Origin of the sequence: Amycolatopsis sp. WQ 127309 (assembly GCF_023023025.1) — a bacterium.
GTDB lineage: Bacteria > Actinomycetota > Actinomycetes > Mycobacteriales > Pseudonocardiaceae > Amycolatopsis.
Window position 1 is genome coordinate 4,041,133 of record NZ_CP095481.1, and the last position, 17,365, is coordinate 4,058,497.

Below are 17,365 nucleotides of genomic sequence, written 5' to 3' on the forward strand. Positions count from 1 at the left end.
TTTCTCACTCACGACCGTCAGTCGCGCTCGATGAGGTGACCCACTACGTCCGGGCCCGGGTGCGCGTGGCCCGAGCCGTCGCGGCGGACGTCCACCTCCGGTAGCTCCACCGGGTCGCCGTTGCGGGCCGAACCGGCCGGGCGTGGGCCGATCCAGGCCACCCTCAGCTCTGTCTCGCCCTTCAAGAACCGCTGGGCCCTGACGCCGCCCGTGGCTCGGCCCTTGGCCGGGTACTCGCTGAACGGCGTCACCTTGACGCTGACGCCCGTCGCCGTGATCACCATCGGCTCGCCGTGCTCGTCGTCATCCGTGCGGAGCGCTCCGAAGAACACCGCCGCGCCCGCGCCGACGTTGATGCCCGCCATACCGCCGCCCTTCAGGCCCTGGGGGCGGACCAGCGACGCCGCGTACTTCAGCAGCGAGGCCTCCGACGTCAGGAACGCCAGCATCTCCGAGCCGTCGCGGAGCCACGTCGCGCCGACGACCTCGTCGCCGTCCTTCAGGCTGATCACTTCGAACTCGTCCGAGCGGACCGGCCACTCCGGCGAACACACCTTCACGACGCCCGCGCGCGTGCCCAGCGCCAGGCCCGGCGATCCTGCCGCCTGCTCGCCCAGCGGCGCGATGCCGACGACCGTCTCGCCCTTCTCCAGCGGGACCAGCTCGCGAGCCGCCATGCCGCCGCGCAGGGAGACCGTGCCCGCTTGCTCCGGCAGCACCGGCAACGGCAGCACGTCCGTCTTGAACGCCCGGCCGCGGCTCGTCACCAGCAAGACCTGGCCGCGCGCGGTCGTGTGGACCACCGCCGCGACGGCGTCGTGCTTCACACGGCCGTTGCGCCGGCGTGTCTCCGTCGACTCCTCGGACTCCGCCGCCGTGCGCGCGACCAGGCCGGTCGCCGACAGGATCACCTGACACGGGTCGTCCTCGACCTCCAGCGGCCCGGACGGCTTCGACGCGGCCAGGACCTCCTTCAGGTCGCCGTCGATCAGGGCGGTGCGGCGCTCGGTCGGGAAGTCCTTCGCGATCTTCGCCAGCTCAGACGAGACGAGCTTCTTGAGCACGGACTCGTCGTCGAGGATCTTCGTCAGCTCCGCGATCTCCTCGCGCAGCCGCTCCTGCTCGGACTCCAGCTCGATGCGGTCGTACTTGGTCAGCCGGCGCAGCGGGGTGTCGAGGATGTAGGTCGCCTGGATCTCGGAGAGCTTGAAGCGCGACATCAGGCCGTCTTTCGCGGCCTGCGCGTTGTCGCTCTCGCGGATGAGCTTGATCACCTTGTCGATGTTGAGCAGGGCGATCAGCAGGCCGTCGACCAGGTGCAGCCGCTCTTCGCGCTTGCGGCGCCGATACTTCGTGCGCCGCGTGACGACCTCGTAGCGGTGCCGGAGGAAGACCTCCAGCAGCTCCTTGAGGCCCAGGGTCTGCGGCTGGCCGTCGACGAGGACGAGGTTGTTGATGCCGAACGACTGCTCCAGCGGCGTGAGCCGGTAGAGGTCGGCCAGCAGGGCCTGCGGGTTGACGCCGACCTTGCACTCGATGACCAGCCGGGTGCCGTTCTCGCGGTCGGTGAGGTCCTTGACGTCGGCGATGCCGGTGAGCCGCTTGGACTTGTTGACCTCGTCGGTGATCTTCTCGATCACCTTCTCCGGGCCGACGCCGTAGGGCAGCTCGGTGACGGTGATCGCCTGCCGCCCCCGGCTGCCTTCGAGCGGCCCGGTCTCGACGTTCGCGCGCATCCGGACGACGCCGCGGCCGGTCTCGTACGCGCGGCGCACCTCGTCGAGGCCCAGCAGCTTGCCGCCGGTGGGCAGGTCGGGGCCGGGGACGAACTCCATCAGCTTGTCGAGCGTCGCGGTCGGGTGCGTGATCAGCCACCGCGCCGCCGCGACGACCTCACCGAGGTTGTGCGGGATCATGTTGGTCGCCATCCCGACCGCGATCCCGGACGTGCCGTTGACCAGCAGGTTCGGGAACGCCGCGGGCAGCACGGTCGGCTCTTCGAGCGAGCCGTCGTAGTTGGGCCGGAAGTCGACGGTGTCCTCACCGAGCTCACCGACGAGCTGCATGGCTTCGGGCGACATGCGTGCTTCGGTATAACGCGAAGCAGCCGGGCCGTCGTCCGGTGAGCCGAAGTTTCCGTGCCCGTCGATGAGCGGCGCGTTCAACGAGAAGTCCTGTGCGAGGCGGACCATCGCGTCGTAGATCGCCGTGTCACCGTGCGGGTGGTACTTGCCCATGCAGTTGTGGACGACGAAACCCTCGGCCGTGAATTCGTGATCGTCGGTGCCGACCTGGATGTCGTAGGTGACGTCCGCCGCGACCGGTTCGACCGAAACGACTTCGAGGAACGAGAACCCCTTCAGCGCGTCGAGGTTGTCGGCGAGCGGGGAGCCGATCCGGCGCAGCTTGTCGATCCAGCCGTCTTGGCACGCGCGGCCGAGCGGGAACGAGCGGTCGGCGAGAGCGGTGCCGTGCCGGTCCTTGCCGTAACGGACCTTGGCTCCGCTCGCCGCGGACAGCGACGCCCGGAACGCGGTTCCGGTGGTGTCGCGGAACCAGCCGCCGCCGACGTGGGCGGCCGAGAACTCGGCCATGACCGCCTTGGCGGGCAGGCGGTCGTGGCCCTGCTTGCCGCCGTAGCCGTAGACGATCTCCGTGAGCCGTTCCAGATCGCTCTTTTTGTAGCCGATCTCGGTCCACGGCAGCAGGATGCGCGCCAGCGCGGCGGCGTCCGATCCGCTGACGGACAGGCCGAGCAGGGTCTTGTGGCCATCGGTCTTCTGGTTGGACCAGTGGTGACCGTGGATCCCCAGATCCGCGAGCATCGCGTAGACCTGCCGGACGAGCGTTTCGCTCGTGCTGACGTAGACGATCTCCCGGTGGTTCTTGCGGATGTAACCGTCGCCGTCGAAGATCCCGGCGAGGAACGGCGCCCACGAAGACCGGTCCGCGAGGACCTCCGCCGGAACGGCCTTCGCGTCACTGAGCGGGCTCCCGGCCGCGAGCAGACCATCGTGGCGGGAGAAGGTGAGGATGTGCTGGTCGCGCCATTCCGGCTTCGCCGCGGCGCGGTGTCCCCGGGACACACCCAGACCGTTGGCCGTCGCCCATGCGTACACCGCGTCGAGCGGCTCGACGTCGCACATGTGGATCCGGACCCGGCCGTCCGCGTCGCGGTTGCGGTCGACCGCGAACCCTTCGGCCGTGATCAAGCCGAGGAGGTAGGCGTAGCGGTCGCCGCCCGCCGGCCGCTCGTCCCGGCGGGCGTTCCCGTAGGCGACGGTCAGCCGTCCGGTGAGATCGCGGGCGTCCGTCCAGGTCAACGTCGAGTCTTCGGCAACGGTCCGGAACCGCTGGCCCGGCGTCACGAGCATCGTGTGCCCGTTCGACCACGTGATACGCACGAGGTCGGACACCGGGTTCTCGTAGACCTCGGTGACGGGAACCGCTCGGCCCCGGCTGTCGAGGACCCGGTCGCCGATCTCGATCTCCTCGATCGGCCGCAATCCGTCCGGGGCCGAGACCAGCGCGCCGCGGACGAAGCAGTCACCGACGACGCGGGACGACTTCACATACGCGTGCGTGGGCCGGTAACCCTGCTCGTGCATGGAAAAGAGGATCCGGCGGTGCACCGGCTTCAGGCCGTCCCGTGCGTCCGGGAGGGCGCGTGAGTGGATGACCGAATACGCGTACTCCAGGTAGGAGTCTTCGATCTCCGTCTTCAGCGAGTTGTCGAAGACGTTCGCACCGGCGGAGTCGAACGCGCTGGGATCGACCTTGGTGGTGGGGCCCTTGCGGCGTGCCACGGCAGAACTCCTTGGTAGCTACGAAAATATCAAGCGTCGATGGCGTCGCGGTCGATCCGGTCCGAGGAGGCGACCAGCCAGTTGCGCCGGGGCTCGACCTTCTCGCCCATCAGCAGTTCCAGCGCGCCCTCGGCGGCGTCGGCGTCGTCCATGGTGATGCGGCGGACCGAGCGGGTGGACGGGTTCATCGTGGTGTCCCACAGCTCGTCGGCGTCCATCTCGCCGAGGCCCTTGAACCGCGGGACCGGCGTGACGATGCTCTTGCCCGCCCGCTCCAGCTGGGCGAACTTCGACTCCATCTCCTGCTGGGTGAAGGTGAAGTGCGTTTCCGGGTTGCGGCCCTTGGTGACGAGCTTGTGCAACGGCGGCATCGCGGCGTACAGCCGGCCGTCCTCGATCACCGGGCGCATGTACTTGGCGAACAGGGTGATCAGCAGGGTCCGGATGTGCGAGCCGTCGACGTCCGCGTCCGCCATCAGGATGACGCGGCCGTAGCGCATGGTCGTCAGGTCGAACGTGCGGCCGGTGCCCGCGCCCAGTACCTGCACGATCGACGCGATCTCGGCGTTCTTCAGCGTGTCGCCGAGCGAGGCCTTCTGGACGTTGAGGATCTTGCCCCGCAGCGGCAGCAGCGCCTGGTACTCCGAGACGCGCGCCATCCGCGCCGACCCGAGCGCGCTGTCGCCCTCGACCAGGAACAGCTCGCTGCGCGAGACGCCGGTGGTGCGGCAGTCGACCAGCTTCGGCGGCATCGCCGCGCCCTCCAGCGCGGTCTTGCGCCGGGCGGCGTCCTTCTGCTGCTTCTGGGTGAGCCGGACGCGGGAGGCGTCGACCACCTTCTGCAGCACGACCTTCGCCTCGGACTTGGTCTTGCGGTCCTCGGTCCAGGCCTTGACGTGCTTGTCGACGATGCCCTGGATGACGCGGGTGGCGCCGGCGGTGGACAGCTCGTCCTTGGTCTGCGACGTGAACTGCGGCTCCGGCAGCCGGACGTGGATCACCGCGGTCATGCCCTCGAGGACGTCCTCGATGGTCGGCATGTCCTCCTTGGGCTTGAGCAGCCCGCGGGTCTTGGAGATGGCGTCCTGCAGCGCCTTGGCCATCGCGCGGTCGAAGCCACGGCGGTGCGTGCCGCCGTGCACGTTGCGGATCGTGTTGGTGAAGCACTCCACCGTGCGCTCGTAGCCGGTGCCCCAGCGCAGCGCCACCTCGATCTCGGCGCGGCGCTCCACATTGGACTGCATGACGCCCGCCGCGTCCGCCGCGTTCTCCTTGTAGGTGCCCTCGCCGGTGATCAGCAGCGTGCCGCAGACCGGCTTCTCGCCCGACGGGGTGAGGAAGTCGACCATGTCCACCAGCCCGTGCGGGAAGTGGAAGGTCTCCTCGTTGATCGTGTCCTCGATGGCGGTGCGCAGCACGTACGTGACGCCCGGGACGAGGAACGCGGTGTTGCGCATCTTGGCCCGCACGCCCTCGACGTCGAGCGCCGCGCCGGACTCGAAGTACCGCGAGTCGTACCAGTAGCGGATCGAGGTGCCGCCGCGCTCGCCGCGCTTCATCTTGCCGACGAGGTTCAGCCCGGAGCGGCGGGTGAACTTCGCCTTCGGGCCGGGCGCGTCGAAGGTGCCGGGGACGCCGTGCTTGAACGACATCTGGTGGACCTTGCCGTCCTGCTTCACGGTGACGTCGAAGCGGTGCGACAGCGCGTTGACCGCCGACGCGCCGACGCCGTGCAGGCCGCCGGAGGTCTTGTAGCCCGAGCCGCCGAACTTGCCGCCGGCGTGCAACCGGGTCAGGACCAGTTCGACGCCGGACAAACCGGACTTGGCGTGCGTGCCGGTGGGGATGCCGCGGCCGTCGTCGTCGACCTGGACGCTGCTGTCGGCGTGCAGGGTGACGACGATCTTGGTCGCGTACCCGGCGACACCTTCGTCCGTGGAGTTGTCCACCACCTCGGAGAAGAGGTGGTTGATACCACGGCTGTCGGTGGAGCCGATGTACATCCCGGGGCGTTTGCGGACGGCTTCGAGACCCTCGAGATGCGTCAGGTCATCGGCCCCGTACAAGGTCTCGGCAGTCACAGGGTCAATCTCCCGGATCGTGGCTCGCGAAGGTTCGGTGAGGTGCGGACTCGGCCTGCACCGTACTGCAGGATATCCGCCTGCCCCGACAACTTCCGCGCGTCCGTCCCCCGGTGTGGCGTGAACCGCCCCCTAGCGGGGGTCGAAACCGAGGTCGGGCCACAGGCTGAGCACCGCTTCGATCTTCCGCGGGACCTGGAAGCTGTTCCGGAAGTTCGGCTTCTCGCCGATCGTGGCGAGCCCCTTCCGCAGGTCCCCGAACGCCGGCCGCGACACCGTCTCGCGCGTCAGGATGTAGCAGTAGGTGCGGCGCGGGTAGGCGTACTCGTCGATGTAGGCGTGCAGCACGAGGCCGGGGGCCTCGATCCGCGACCCGACCAGCGCCCGGCCCTGCTTCTGGCTGTAGACGCGGATCACGTGCACGCCGGCGCGCAGTGTGCGCGGCGGGTCCTGGCCCTGGCCGTCGTCGGCCCAGGACAGTTCGACGCGGAACGGTGCCTCGCCGTCGTCGCCGGGGTGGTTGTACTCACGGGCCAGCTCCTCCAGGCGGTACTCGGCCTCGGCCGACGGCTCGCCGCCTTCGACGAGGCTCAGCAGGTACAGCTCGGCCGGGCGCGGCCAGGCCGGCCGGGGGACGTCGGTGGCTTCGGCCGGTTCGGTTTCGGCCGGAGCCGCAACCGGTTCCGGGCTTCCGGTGGTGACCGCCGGGGCTTCGGCGGGCGTGGTGTCCGCCGGCTCGGCCGGGGCCGGCGTGTCGGCCACCGCGGGGCGCACCGGCGACGGCGCGGGCGGTGCCGGGCGGACCGGCGTGACCGGCGGGGCCGGGCGGACCGGGGACGGCGGGGGAGTGGCGGCGGCCGGACGGACCGGCGTCACCTGCCGGGTCGTGACGACCGGCCGGGCCGCGGGCGTGCGGGCCGGCGTCGCCGGACGCGGCGGAGTGACCAGCTTCCCGGCGCCGTACTGCTCCAGGAGCGGCTCCAGGTCGCCGGCGGTCAGCGAGGGCCCGGCCAGGTCGGCCCATTCGAGCCAGGCCTCCTGAGCCTCCTCGACGGTGTGCTTCTCCGTCGAGAGCGTGACGGCCTCGAACAGCTGACGCGGGCCGGCGGCGGTGACGTCGGCCGAGCCGACCACCACGAACGCCGGGTCGTCCTCGGCGATCACCAGCTTCGCGTTCAGCCCGCGCAGCGAGTGCACGGCCACGCCGGCCTTCACCCAGTGCAGCAGGGCGTGCGGGCTCGTCGTGCCGGCGAGCACCGAATCCAGGCCCGCGTCCGTGATCAGCGTGTCGCCCGGCTGCAACGGCAGCAGGGCGGCCGCGCCGGGACCGACGTGACCGAAGGCGGCCACCAGGTTCCGGCGCGGGCTGAGCAGTGGGGTGATCGAGGCCCAGATGTCGCGGCCGGTGAGAAGTCGTACCGAACGTTCTGCCAAACCCAGCCGAGCGAACTCCGCGTCCATGCCTCTGACCTTAGCTGGTGCCCCTCGGACGCCGACGGGGCGGAATATCTCTTGCTTGGAAGTAGTTGAACGCGCATGTAAGATGGGCACGCGCCTTCGGAAAGGGAGCAGGTCATGCAGTTCGGAATCTTCACGGTGGGCGACGTCACGACGGACCCCACGACCGGCACCACGCCGACCGAGCACGAGCGGATCAAGGCGATGGTCCGCATCGCGCTCAAGGCCGAAGAAGTCGGTCTCGACGTCTTCGCGACGGGTGAGCACCACAACCCGCCCTTCGTGCCCTCTTCGCCCACGACGATGCTCGGCCACATCGCCGCGCAGACGTCGAAGCTGGTCCTTTCGACGTCGACGACGCTGATCACCACGAACGACCCGGTGAAGATCGCCGAGGACTTCGCGATGCTGCAGCACCTCGCCGACGGCCGCGTCGACCTGATGATGGGCCGCGGCAACACCGGCCCGGTCTACCCGTGGTTCGGCGAGGACATCCGCCAGGGCATCCCGCTCGCCATCGAGAAGTACGCGCTGCTGCGCCGGCTCTGGCGCGAGGACGTCGTCGACTGGGAGGGCAAGTTCCGCACGCCGCTGCAGGGCTTCACCGCCACGCCGCGCCCGCTCGACGACGTCCCGCCGTTCGTCTGGCACGGCTCCATCCGCAGCCCGGAGATCGCCGAGCAGGCCGCCTACTACGGTGACGGCTTCTTCGCGAACCACATCTTCTGGCCGAAGGAACACTTCCAGCAGCTCATCGCCTTCTACCGCCAGCGCTTCGAGCACTACGGCCACGGGAGCGCGGACCAGGCCATCGTCGGCCTCGGCGGCCAGGCGTTCATCCGGCCGAAGTCGCAGGACGCGTGGACCGAGTTCCGGCCGTACTTCGACAACGCCCCGGTCTACGGGCACGGCCCGACGCTGGAGGAGTTCACCGACCAGACGCCGCTGACCGTCGGCAGCCCCCAAGAGGTCATCGACAAGACGCTGACCTTCCGCGAGCACTTCGGCGACTACCAGCGCCAGCTGTTCCTGATGGACCACGCCGGCCTGCCGCTGAAGGTCGTCCTCGAGCAGCTCGACCTGCTCGGCGAGCACGTGGTCCCGGTGCTGCGCAAGGAACTCGACGCGATGCGCCCGGCGCACGTGCCGGACGCGCCGACGCACGAATCCCTGAAGGCCTCGAAGGACGCGGCGCTCGTCGGGAGCCAGGCGTGAAGCTCGCGGTGGTGACGGCGGGCCTGTCCGTGCCGTCGTCGACGCGGTTGCTGGCCGACCGGCTGGCCGCGGCGACCGTCGCCGCGGCCGGGTCGCAGGTCGAGGTGAGTGTCGTGGAGCTGCGCGACATCGCGCTGGACGTCACGAAGAACCTGCTCACCGGCTTCCCGAGCCCGGACCTGCGCCAGGCGATCGGGACGGTCACCGGGGCGGACGCGCTGATCGCCGTCACGCCGGTGTTCACCGCCGGCTACAGCGGCCTGTTCAAGTCGTTCTTCGACGTCCTGGACGCGGAGTCGCTGGTGGGCAAGCCGGTCCTGCTCGGCGCGACCGGCGGCACCGAGCGGCACTCGCTGGTGCTCGACTACCAGCTGCGGCCGCTGTTCGGGTACCTGAAGGCGGACCCGGTCGCGACGGGCGTCTACGCGGCGTCGTCGGACTGGGGCAGTGGTGAAGGCGCGCTGCAACGGCGGATCGAGCGGGCGGGCGCCGAGCTGGCGACCCTCGCCGCGGGCCGCCCGGTCGTGCCCGAGACGCCGTCCTTCGTGCCCTTCGACCAGCTGCTGGCGTCCACTCAGGACCGGTAGCGCACGCGGTAGCGCAGGTGGGTGACGCCTTCGCCCTCGACGACCTCGACCCGGTCCAGCTCGGCCCCGGGCATGGCGAGGTTTTCGAAGTAGCGCACGCCCTCGCCGAGGAACACCGGCACGAGGTCGATCGCCAGCTCGTCCAGCAGGCCGAGGGCGAGGCACTGCTGGGCGATGGCCGGGCCGGAGACGCCGACGTTGCCGTCACCCGCGGCTTTCGCCCGCTCGATCGCCGTCTCGACGTCCGGGCAGAACGTGAACGGCGCGAGGTTCTCCGCGGGCCAGTCCGCGGGCGGTGGGCGGTGCGTGACGACGAACGCCGTGCCGCCGCCGGGCGGGCGGCCGCCCCAGCCGTGGGTGTGGTCGAAGACCGTGCGGCCGCACACGAACGCGCTGTGCTCGGCCTGCGCCAGCTGCCGGCGGAGGTAGCCCGCGCTCGGCTCGGCGACGCGGAACGTCATCGGGTAGCCGACCATCGGCACCTCGACGTCGCCGGCGGAGTACCAGTCGAACAGCGGCCCGACGGAGTTGTCGGGCCGCGCGACGAACCCGTCCAGCGACATGCAGAAGCTCGCCGCGACGGTCATCTCAGGCGTCCTTCTCGAGCAGCGTGTCCAGGCGCTCGTACGAGTCGGTGATGCCGGCCTCCATGCCGCTTTCCACGGCCGCGTCGCGGGCTTCGACCGACGGGAACACCGAGTGGCCGTCGATCCGCGTCCGGCCGTCGCCGAGGCCGGTGAAGGTGATCGTCTCGAGGCAGACGTCGCCGGGCGCGCCCGCGAACTCGAAGGTCTGGATGATCTTACCGGCGCTCACCGTGTGGTAGACGCCGCGGAAGCGGTACTCGCCGCGGTCGTCGCGGTGGACGTAGTGGTAACCGCCGCCGGACCGCGCGTCCAGCTCCAGCAGTTCCATCTCCATGCCGTGCGGGCCCAGCCAGCGCACGATCAGGTCCGGGTCGGTGTAGGCCCGCAGCACCTTCTCCGGTGCCGCCGCGACCTCGCGGGTGACGTCGATGAACGGGGTGCCGGGCTGGGCGGTGATCGTGGTGCTCATCCGTTTTCCTCCAGGGTTTCCAGGACGGCGTCGAGCCGCCGGTAACTGCGTTCGGTGGCCAGCCGGTAGGTGTCGATCCAGCCGGTCAGCTCTTCGAGGGCGGCCGGGACGAGCCGGCACGGCCGCCGCTGGCCGTCGCGGCCGCGGCTGATCAGCCCGGCGTGCTCCAGCACCTGCAGGTGCCGGGAGATCGCCTGCTTGGTGATCGCGAAGGGCTCGGCCAGCTCGTTGACCGTCGCCTCGCCGCGGGAGAGCCGGGCGATCAGCGCGCGGCGCACGGGGTCGCCGAGTGCGGTGAACGCCCGATCCAGCCTCTCGTCGTCAACCGCCATCTTTATCAACCAATCTGTTTATCAACCGATGTGTTGACTATAAGAACGCGCGGGGCTGCCGTCAAGGAGGTGCCGAAAGTAGGGGGTGGCTCGCGTCGTCCGGCAGCCGACGGCGGGTGGGGCCGCTGCCTACTTTTGCGCTATGACCAGGCTTTTCGCGCTGCTCGGCGCGTTCTTCTTCCTGCTGGCGACCCCGGCTTCGGCCGCTCCCGCCCGGGAAGGCATCGACGATTACGTCCGCGCCTACCTCGACCACACCGGCCTGCCCGGCGCCGCGGTCGCCGTCACGCACGGCGCCGACGTCGTGCGCGTCGCCGGCTACGGCCACGACGCGGCGGGCGCGCCGATCACCGCGTCGACCCGGCTGCCGATCGCGTCGCTGAGCAAGTCGATGACGGCGTTCGCCGTGCTCCGGCTCGTCGACGCAGGCCGCGTCGGGCTCGATCAGCCGGTCACGCGCTACCTGCCGGAGTTCCGGCTCGCCGACCCGCGCGGCGCCCGGATCACCGTGCGGATGCTGCTCGACCAGACGTCCGGGATGGCCGACTCGGCGTTCCCCGACCTGACGCTGCCGCAGCCGCACACCCTCGCCGAAGCCGTCTCCCGGCTGCGGGACGCCGGCCTGGCCGACGAGCCGGGCGCGAAGTTCCACTACCACAACCCGAACTACGAGGTGGCCGCCCGGATCGTCGAGGTCGTGGCCGGTCAGCCGTTCGCAGAGTACCTGCGGACGCGGCTGTTCGCGCCGCTCGGCATGACCTCCAGTTCCACTGTGGACAGTCCACCGGCCGGTCTCTCGCCGGGGTACGTGCGGGCGTTCGGCTTCGCCGTCCCGGTCGGCGAGCCGGACTGGTTCACCGGCGGCAGCCACGGCGTGCTGAGCACCGCCACCGACCTGACGCGGTGGCTGATCGCGCAGCGGGACGGCGGCGGCGTGCTCTCGCCGGCGTCGGCCGCGCTCGCGCACACCCCGGCGCCCGGGCACGGCTACGCGTTCGGCTGGGGCGCCTACCGGCCGGGGCAGCTGTCCCACAACGGCGAGTGGTTCGGCCACACCGCCGCCCAGATCCTGCTGCCCGGCGGCTACGGCGTCACGGTGCTCGCCACCACCGGCCTGGCCCTGGACAACGACGCCGATTCGCTGGCGCAGGGCCTCGCGACGCTGGTGCAGGGCGGGACGCCGGAGCTCGTGCTGCCCGCCGGCGTCGTCGCGGACCGGGTGCTCGCCGGGCTGATCCTGCTGTCGGTGGTGCTCGCCGTGCTCGGCGTGCGCCACGCGCGGCGGTGGGCGGCGCGGCGGACGTCGTGGTGGCGGGCCGGGCTGCGGCTGCTGCCGAGCCTGCTGCCGCCGCTGGTCCTGGCGCTGCTGCCGCAGCTGATGAGCGTCGTGTTCGCCGGGCGGCGGGGCACGTTCGGGCAGCTCCTCTACGTCTGGCCGGGCGTCGTGAGCTGGCTCGCGGCGGCCACGATCTGCGCATTGGTGGTGTCCGCCGCGCGGATCCGGGTACTCGCGAGTGGCACGCGACGGCACAACCGGGAAGAATCGGACGGAACGAGGGGAGTGGCCGAGTGGGGATCGGTAAACAGGCCAAGCGCATCATGATCACGGTGGCGGGCGGGATCCTGCTGGTGGTCGGCGTGCTGCTGCTGGTCCTGCCGGGGCCCGGCCTGCTGCTGGTCCTCGCCGGGCTGCTGCTGCTCGCGTCGGAGTTCCCGAAGCTGGAGCGGTACGTCGACCCGGTCCGCGACCGCGCGATGAAGGCGGCCGAGGAGAGCGTCTCGTCACCTCTGCGGATCGCCGGTTCGGTGCTGGCCGGGCTCGCGCTGCTGGCGGCGGGCATCGTCTGGGGCACGGTGAAGTCCCTGCCGTTCAGCGGCTGGAGCACCGGATCGAGCCTGATCCTGTCGTCGGTGATCCTGTTCGCGCTGCTGATCTGGAGCTATCGCCGGGTGAAGTCCCGCCGGGAGGAGAAGGCGGTCAGCTGATCAGCTTGCGGACCGCTTCGGTGACCGTCGCGCGGCGGTAGGCCTCGTCGTCGGGGGCCGTGGCGATCATCTCGACCGTCTGGGCCGACCACATCGCCGCCAGCGTCAGCACCATCATCAGCAGCTGCTCCGGCTCGAAGCGGTCCGAGACCGTGCCGGCCTCCTGGGCCGCGCGGATGGCCTCGACCTTGCCCTTGGCCGAGTCCGCGATCGCCTGGATCGTGCGGCCCGTGCCGGCGCGCTCGAGGCGGTACCAGGCGGAGATCCGCGTCACCTCGGGGTAGGCCACGTAGTTGTCGAACAGCCGGCCGGCGTACCCGGGCAGGTCGTCGGCGGTGATCGGCGTCTCGGCGAGGGTGCGCTCGACGATCGTGTCGAAGACCGCGTCGAACAGGTCGTCCTTGCTGCCGAAGTAGGTGTAGACGAGGCCCGCGCTGCACTTCGCGCGCGTCGCGATCCGGTCCATCCGGGCACCGGCGATGCCGTGCGCGGCGAACTCCGCCAGCGCGGCTTCGAGCAGCTGACGGCGCTTCGCGGCGGGGTCCCGGGTGGCCATGACCCGATTCTAGTTGAACGAACGTTCAGCGCGGCCCGCCCGGACGGTAACCTCGGCCCCATGAGCGGCGGATTCCAGCGCGCCCGGCGGCCCGAGCAGATCGAGGCGCGCCGCACCGCGATCCTCGCCGCCGCGCGCGAGCTGCTCGCCGAGCGGCCGGTCGCCGAGATCAGCCTGCGGGAGCTCAGCTGCCGGGTCGGGCTCGCGAAGTCCAACGTCCTGCGCTACTTCGACAGCCGTGAGGCGATCTTCCTCGAGGTCCTGGACGTCACCTGGACGGACTGGCTCTCCTCGCTGGAGGAGACCCTCGCCGACCCCGGCCCGGACGAACCCGGCTTCGCCCGCGAAGAACGTCTCGCCGGGACGCTCGCGACGTCGCTGGCCGGGCGTCCGCTGCTGTGCGACCTGATCAGCTCGATGGGGTCGGTCCTGGAACGCAACATCTCGCTCGAGTTCGCCCGCGGCTTCAAGCGCCGCGCGGCCGCGAACACCGAACGGCTCGGCGAGCTGGTCCGGAAGCGGGTCCCCGAGCTGACGGCCGAGGGCGCGGCGCACTTCGCGGGGGCGGTGGTCGTGGTGGTGTCGGGGCTGTGGCCCTACGCCAACCCGACCGACGCCGTCGCGGCGGTGACCGCCGAGCTGGGCGGCCCGCCGGCGGGGGAGTTCTTCACGACGGCGCTGGCCGAGGGCCTGGCGAACCTGCTCGCGGGGCTGGTCGCGCGGGGCCGGTGACGGCTCAGCTCGCGCGTCCGGCGGCTGCATTGATGTCGGGGTTCTCGAGGATCTGCCGCTCGTAGCCGTGGGCCGCGACCTCCAGCATCGCGCGGCCGATGTCCTCGGTCGTCGTCACCACCCGCGGCGCCAGCCGGCTCAGCACCGGGTACAGCGGCGCCACCACGCGGTAGATCGTCCGGTACAGCGGGGTCTTCGACGTGATCCCGTGCCGCGGCTGGATGTAGCCGGGGCGGAAGAAGAACGTCCGCAGCGGCAGTTTGGCCAGCGCGTTCTCGGTCGCGCCCTTGACGCGGGCCCAGCGCACCCGGCCGCGTTCGGTGCTGTCGGTGCTCGCGCCCGAGACGTACACGAACGTGGTGTCCGCCGGCAGCGTCCGGGCGACCGAAAGGGTGAGCTGGTAGGTGATCCGCTCGTACTCCTCGGCCGCCACCCCGACCGAGGACAGGCCGAGGCAGAAGAAGCACGTGTCGTAGCCGGTGCTCGGCTCGAGGGCGAAGAGGTCCTTCTCGACCTTCTCGGTGAGCTTCGGGTGGGTGGTGCCGACCGGGGCCCGGCCCACGGTCAGCACCGCCTCGACCCGCTCGTCCAGCAGGCATTCGCGCAGCACGCCTTGCCCGACCATGCCGGTCGCGCCGAACAGGATCACCCGCACGAGCCCGCCCCTACTCCCCGGCCACCGGCAGCAGCCCGCGCTCGCCGAAGACCTTCTTGGCCACGAAGGTCGCGTTCAGCGCCTTCGGGAATCCACAGTAGACGGCGGAGTGCAGCAGCGCCTCGACGATCTCGGCCGGCGTCAGCCCGACGTTGAGCGCCGCGTTGACGTGCACGTCCAGCTGCGGCTCACACCCGCCGAGCGCGGTCAGCATGCCGAGCGTCACGAGCTGCCGATCCCGCAGCGCCAGCCCCGGCCGCGAGCAGACCTCCCCGAACCCTTCCCCCAGCGGTCTTGACGGGACCGACGTCAAACGTCGTGAAGGGCACCCTCATGGCTCTTACGTCCATGAGGGTGCCCTTCACGACAGTGAGCGGGTCAGCTCGCCGTTACTTGCCGCTGGCGTACAAGGCACTCACGTCCGCGTCGGACAGCGCTCGGTCGTAGACGTGCACCTGGTCCACCGCACCGTCGAGGTAGTCGACCGGGCCGCCGCCGTACTTGCCGCGGCCGATCACCGTGTGGCCCGTCGAAGCGTCGCCGAGGCAGACGCTCTTCGTGGCCGCCAGCTGGCCGTCCACGTACAGCTTCAGCGTGCCCGAAACCGCGTCGCGGACGCCGACCACGTGGTACCAGCGGTTCGCCTCCGGGGCGGTGGGTGCCAAAGCCCGCGTGCCGACGAAGCTCATCGCCAGCCGGTGGTCCGCGCCCGAGTACTGCAGGAAGAACGCGCTGGTGCTGTCGCCGTCCTGGCTGACCACCGTCTGGAAGCCGTCACCCACGGCGTTGAACTTCACCCACGCCGCCGCGCTGTAGCTGCCTTCGGTGTTGACGAGCGCCGCGCCCGTGTCGGCGTACTGGCCTGAACCGTTGGTGGCCAGCGCCGAACCGCTCTTGCCCGCGGTCCAGGACGCGCCGCCGACCAGCGTGGCGTCGTGGTCGCCGACGGCGTCCGCGGCCACGGTGCCGGTGTTCTCGTCGAACGGGTAGGCGGCGATGCCGTCGATCCCCGGCGTGCCCGCCGGCACCGAAGGCCCGGACACCGGCTTGCCGGTAGCGCCCTTGATGACCGCCTGGTTGGCCGCGCGGACCGCCGCGAAGTCCATCTTCTTCACCTGCCTGTCGTAGGTGAAGAAGCCGTTGACCTCCTTCTCGACGTCGGTGGTCTGCGTGTAGACGCCGGCCGAGACGCCGCACCGCTGGGCGACCAGCAGCAGGCGCTGCTGGAGCTCGCCGTAGCGCCGGGTCAGCGTCGCCCTGTCGGGCTCCATCTCATAGGCGAAGCTGCCCGCCGGGTCGAACTCGTGCCCGGCGACCTTCAGGCCGAGCCCGCCGTACTCACCGTCGACCGCGGCACGCGTGCCGGTCTGCACCGGCGTTCCCGGCCCGGTGTAGGTGTGGTCGTCGTAGATGTCACCGGCACCACTGTCCGGTTCGGACCGGCAGCAGTTGACGCCCGACTCGGCGTTGACCAGCCGCGAGGGATCCCACGACTTGACCTCGTCGGCGATCCGGCCGACCTCGTAGTCGCCCCAGCCCTCGTTGAACGGCACCCACGTGACGATCGACGGGAAACTGCGGTGCTGGTCGATCATCCGCCGCATCTCGGACTCGTAGTTGACGCGCGACGCCGCGCTCGGCTCGACGTCGTCCTTCATCGCCGGCATGTCCTGCCACACCAGCAACCCGAGCTTGTCGGCGTAGTAGTACCAGCGGTCCGGCTCGACCTTGATGTGCTTGCGCACCATGTTGAAGCCGAGCGCCTTCTCCTGCTGCAGGTCGAACTTCAGGGCCGCGTCGGTCGGCGCGGTGTAGATGCCGTCCGGCCAGAAACCCTGGTCCAGCGGGCCGACCTGCATGACGAACTTGCCGTTGAGCAGCATCCGCTGCTTGCCGTCGGCGGTTTTGCCGACGCTGACCGACCGGATGCCGAAGTACGAGCCGACCTCGTCCCCTGTGGACAGTCGCACGCGCAGGTCGTAGAGGAACGGGTCGTCCGGCGTCCACAGGTGCGGCCGGTCCACCTTGAGCTTCAACGGCTTGTTCGCGTCACCGGTGACGCGCCCGACCTGGCGGCCGTGGTCGTAGGCGATCGCTTCGACGCGCTGCTTGACCGGCCCGCCGACCACGGCGTTGATCGTGACCGTCCCGGACGCGGCGTCCGGGGTGGTGTCGAGGCGGTCGATGTGCGCCGAGGCGACCGGTTCCATCCAGACGGTCTGCCAGATGCCGGAGGACGGCGTGTAGAAGATGCCGTCGCCGGGCTGGCGCTGCTTGCCGATCGGCTGCCCGCCCTGGTCGTTCGGGTCGGCGACGCCGACGACGATCTCCTGGGTCTTGGCCGTGGTCAGCGCGTCGGTGACGTCGACGGAGAACGCGTCGTACCCGCCGGTGTGACGGGTGACGGTCTTGCCGTTGACGATCACCGTGGCGTCGTAGTCGACGGCCTGGAAGTGCAGCTGCAGCCGCTGTCCCTTGCCGACCTGCCAGTTCTTGGGCACCTCGAACGTGCGGCGGTACCACATGTTCGTCTCGTGGCGCATGATCCCGGACAGCGCGGACTCGACCGGGTACGGCACGAGGATCCGCTCGCCGAGCGTCTTCCCGATCGGCGCGGCCTCACCCGGGGTCGCCTTGGCGAACTCCCAGACGCCGTTGAGGTTCTGCCACTTGTCGCGGGTCAGCTGCGGCCGCGGGTAGTCGGGCAGGGCGTTGGCGGGCGAGACGTCCTTCGTCCACGGCGTGGACAGCGGGGGCGTCAGGCGCTGCCACTGGGGTTCAGCCGCAGCGGCACTCGCCGCCGGCACGGTGCCGAGACCGGCCACCGCGACGGCGAACGCGGCGGCGGCGGTGAGCCATCGGCGGGTTCTGAGGGCAGGACGAAACATCGTTGAGACCTCC

At 70.6% G+C, this 17,365-nt stretch carries 15 protein-coding genes; 5 read left to right on the top strand and 10 right to left on the bottom strand.

The annotated features are described in order from the left end of the window. Positions 1 to 17 precede the first annotated feature (17 nt). The 3 genes from MUY22_RS19075 to MUY22_RS19085 form a co-directional block, all read right to left on the bottom strand. Positions 18 to 3,806, bottom strand: a complete 3,789-nt coding sequence (locus MUY22_RS19075) for a DNA topoisomerase (ATP-hydrolyzing) (protein ID WP_247061366.1) — start codon at positions 3,804 to 3,806, stop codon at positions 18 to 20. 29 nt (positions 3,807 to 3,835) lie between these two features. Next, positions 3,836 to 5,887, bottom strand: a complete 2,052-nt coding sequence (locus tag MUY22_RS19080) for a type IIA DNA topoisomerase subunit B (protein WP_247061368.1) — start codon at positions 5,885 to 5,887, stop codon at positions 3,836 to 3,838. 132 nt (positions 5,888 to 6,019) lie between these two features. Beyond that, positions 6,020 to 7,348 carry a hypothetical protein gene (locus MUY22_RS19085; RefSeq protein ID WP_247061370.1) on the bottom strand — a complete coding sequence of 443 codons (1,329 nt, stop codon included), beginning with the start codon at positions 7,346 to 7,348 and terminating at the stop codon, positions 6,020 to 6,022. A 114-nt stretch (positions 7,349 to 7,462) separates the two neighbouring features. On the opposite strand from MUY22_RS19085, the gene MUY22_RS19090 reads away from it, so the two are divergent. Together MUY22_RS19090 and MUY22_RS19095 are read left to right on the top strand one after the other, a co-directional pair. Continuing rightward, positions 7,463 to 8,560, top strand: a complete 1,098-nt coding sequence (locus tag MUY22_RS19090; RefSeq protein ID WP_247061372.1) for an LLM class flavin-dependent oxidoreductase — start codon at positions 7,463 to 7,465, stop codon at positions 8,558 to 8,560. Next, complete coding sequence (locus MUY22_RS19095; protein WP_247061374.1) at positions 8,557 to 9,147, top strand: FMN reductase; 591 nt, start codon at positions 8,557 to 8,559, stop codon at positions 9,145 to 9,147. Before MUY22_RS19090 ends, MUY22_RS19095 begins: the two co-directional genes overlap by 4 nt. Here MUY22_RS19095 and MUY22_RS19100 read toward each other — a convergent pair. From MUY22_RS19100 to MUY22_RS19110, 3 genes are read right to left on the bottom strand one after another with little or no spacing between them, the layout of a single operon-like run. Then, on the bottom strand, positions 9,135 to 9,734 hold the full coding sequence (locus tag MUY22_RS19100; RefSeq protein ID WP_247061376.1) for a dihydrofolate reductase family protein: 600 nt from the start codon (positions 9,732 to 9,734) through the stop codon (positions 9,135 to 9,137). The genes MUY22_RS19095 and MUY22_RS19100 overlap by 13 nt on opposite strands. Before the next feature lies 1 nt (position 9,735). Continuing rightward, complete coding sequence (locus MUY22_RS19105) at positions 9,736 to 10,203, bottom strand: SRPBCC family protein (protein ID WP_247061378.1); 468 nt, start codon at positions 10,201 to 10,203, stop codon at positions 9,736 to 9,738. Next, positions 10,200 to 10,535 (bottom strand): helix-turn-helix transcriptional regulator, encoded by a 336-nt coding sequence (locus MUY22_RS19110; protein ID WP_247061380.1) that lies wholly within the window; start codon positions 10,533 to 10,535, stop codon positions 10,200 to 10,202. Before MUY22_RS19110 ends, MUY22_RS19105 begins: the two co-directional genes overlap by 4 nt. 142 nt (positions 10,536 to 10,677) lie before the next feature. Between MUY22_RS19110 and MUY22_RS19115 the strand changes: the two genes are divergently transcribed. Together MUY22_RS19115 and MUY22_RS19120 are read left to right on the top strand one after the other, a co-directional pair. Continuing rightward, on the top strand, positions 10,678 to 12,138 hold the full coding sequence (locus MUY22_RS19115) for a serine hydrolase (protein WP_247061382.1): 1,461 nt from the start codon (positions 10,678 to 10,680) through the stop codon (positions 12,136 to 12,138). Continuing rightward, entirely contained in the window at positions 12,105 to 12,521 is a 417-nt protein-coding gene (locus MUY22_RS19120; RefSeq protein ID WP_247061384.1) for a PGPGW domain-containing protein, read from the top strand. The genes MUY22_RS19115 and MUY22_RS19120 overlap by 34 nt, the downstream gene beginning before the upstream one ends. On the opposite strand, the gene MUY22_RS19125 is transcribed toward MUY22_RS19120, so the two are convergent. After that, on the bottom strand, positions 12,514 to 13,077 hold the full coding sequence (locus MUY22_RS19125) for a TetR family transcriptional regulator (RefSeq protein WP_247061385.1): 564 nt from the start codon (positions 13,075 to 13,077) through the stop codon (positions 12,514 to 12,516). The two genes, MUY22_RS19120 and MUY22_RS19125, sit on opposite strands and share 8 nt — an antisense overlap. Before the next feature lie 60 nt (positions 13,078 to 13,137). Here MUY22_RS19125 and MUY22_RS19130 point away from each other — a divergent pair, with 60 nt between their 5' ends. Beyond that, positions 13,138 to 13,809, top strand: coding sequence for a TetR/AcrR family transcriptional regulator (locus MUY22_RS19130; RefSeq protein ID WP_247061386.1), 672 nt, complete (start codon positions 13,138 to 13,140; stop codon positions 13,807 to 13,809). Positions 13,810 to 13,813: 4 nt separating this feature from the next. Here the strand turns inward: MUY22_RS19130 and MUY22_RS19135 are convergent, their stop codons facing one another. From MUY22_RS19135 to MUY22_RS19145, 3 genes are all read right to left on the bottom strand, one after another. Continuing rightward, the gene (locus tag MUY22_RS19135; RefSeq protein WP_247061387.1) at positions 13,814 to 14,464 is read right to left on the bottom strand and encodes an epimerase; all 651 of its coding nucleotides are present in this window, start codon (positions 14,462 to 14,464) and stop codon (positions 13,814 to 13,816) included. A 10-nt stretch (positions 14,465 to 14,474) separates the two neighbouring features. After that, positions 14,475 to 14,777 (bottom strand): carboxymuconolactone decarboxylase family protein, encoded by a 303-nt coding sequence (locus MUY22_RS19140; protein ID WP_247061388.1) that lies wholly within the window; start codon positions 14,775 to 14,777, stop codon positions 14,475 to 14,477. Positions 14,778 to 14,853: 76 nt separating this feature from the next. Then, positions 14,854 to 17,352, bottom strand: a complete 2,499-nt coding sequence (locus MUY22_RS19145; RefSeq protein WP_247061389.1) for a LamG-like jellyroll fold domain-containing protein — start codon at positions 17,350 to 17,352, stop codon at positions 14,854 to 14,856. Positions 17,353 to 17,365: the final 13 nt, after the last annotated feature.

Coding starts and splice junctions, on each gene's coding strand:
- MUY22_RS19145 (WP_247061389.1), bottom strand. CDS start 17,352: ATGTTTCGTCCTGCCCTCAGAACCCGCCGATGGCTCACCGCCGCCGCC.
- MUY22_RS19090 (WP_247061372.1), top strand. CDS start 7,463: ATGCAGTTCGGAATCTTCACGGTGGGCGACGTCACGACGGACCCCACG.
- MUY22_RS19100 (WP_247061376.1), bottom strand. CDS start 9,734: ATGACCGTCGCGGCGAGCTTCTGCATGTCGCTGGACGGGTTCGTCGCG.
- MUY22_RS19085 (WP_247061370.1), bottom strand. CDS start 7,348: ATGGACGCGGAGTTCGCTCGGCTGGGTTTGGCAGAACGTTCGGTACGA.
- MUY22_RS19115 (WP_247061382.1), top strand. CDS start 10,678: ATGACCAGGCTTTTCGCGCTGCTCGGCGCGTTCTTCTTCCTGCTGGCG.
- MUY22_RS19125 (WP_247061385.1), bottom strand. CDS start 13,077: ATGGCCACCCGGGACCCCGCCGCGAAGCGCCGTCAGCTGCTCGAAGCC.
- MUY22_RS19110 (WP_247061380.1), bottom strand. CDS start 10,535: ATGGCGGTTGACGACGAGAGGCTGGATCGGGCGTTCACCGCACTCGGC.
- MUY22_RS19130 (WP_247061386.1), top strand. CDS start 13,138: ATGAGCGGCGGATTCCAGCGCGCCCGGCGGCCCGAGCAGATCGAGGCG.
- MUY22_RS19105 (WP_247061378.1), bottom strand. CDS start 10,203: ATGAGCACCACGATCACCGCCCAGCCCGGCACCCCGTTCATCGACGTC.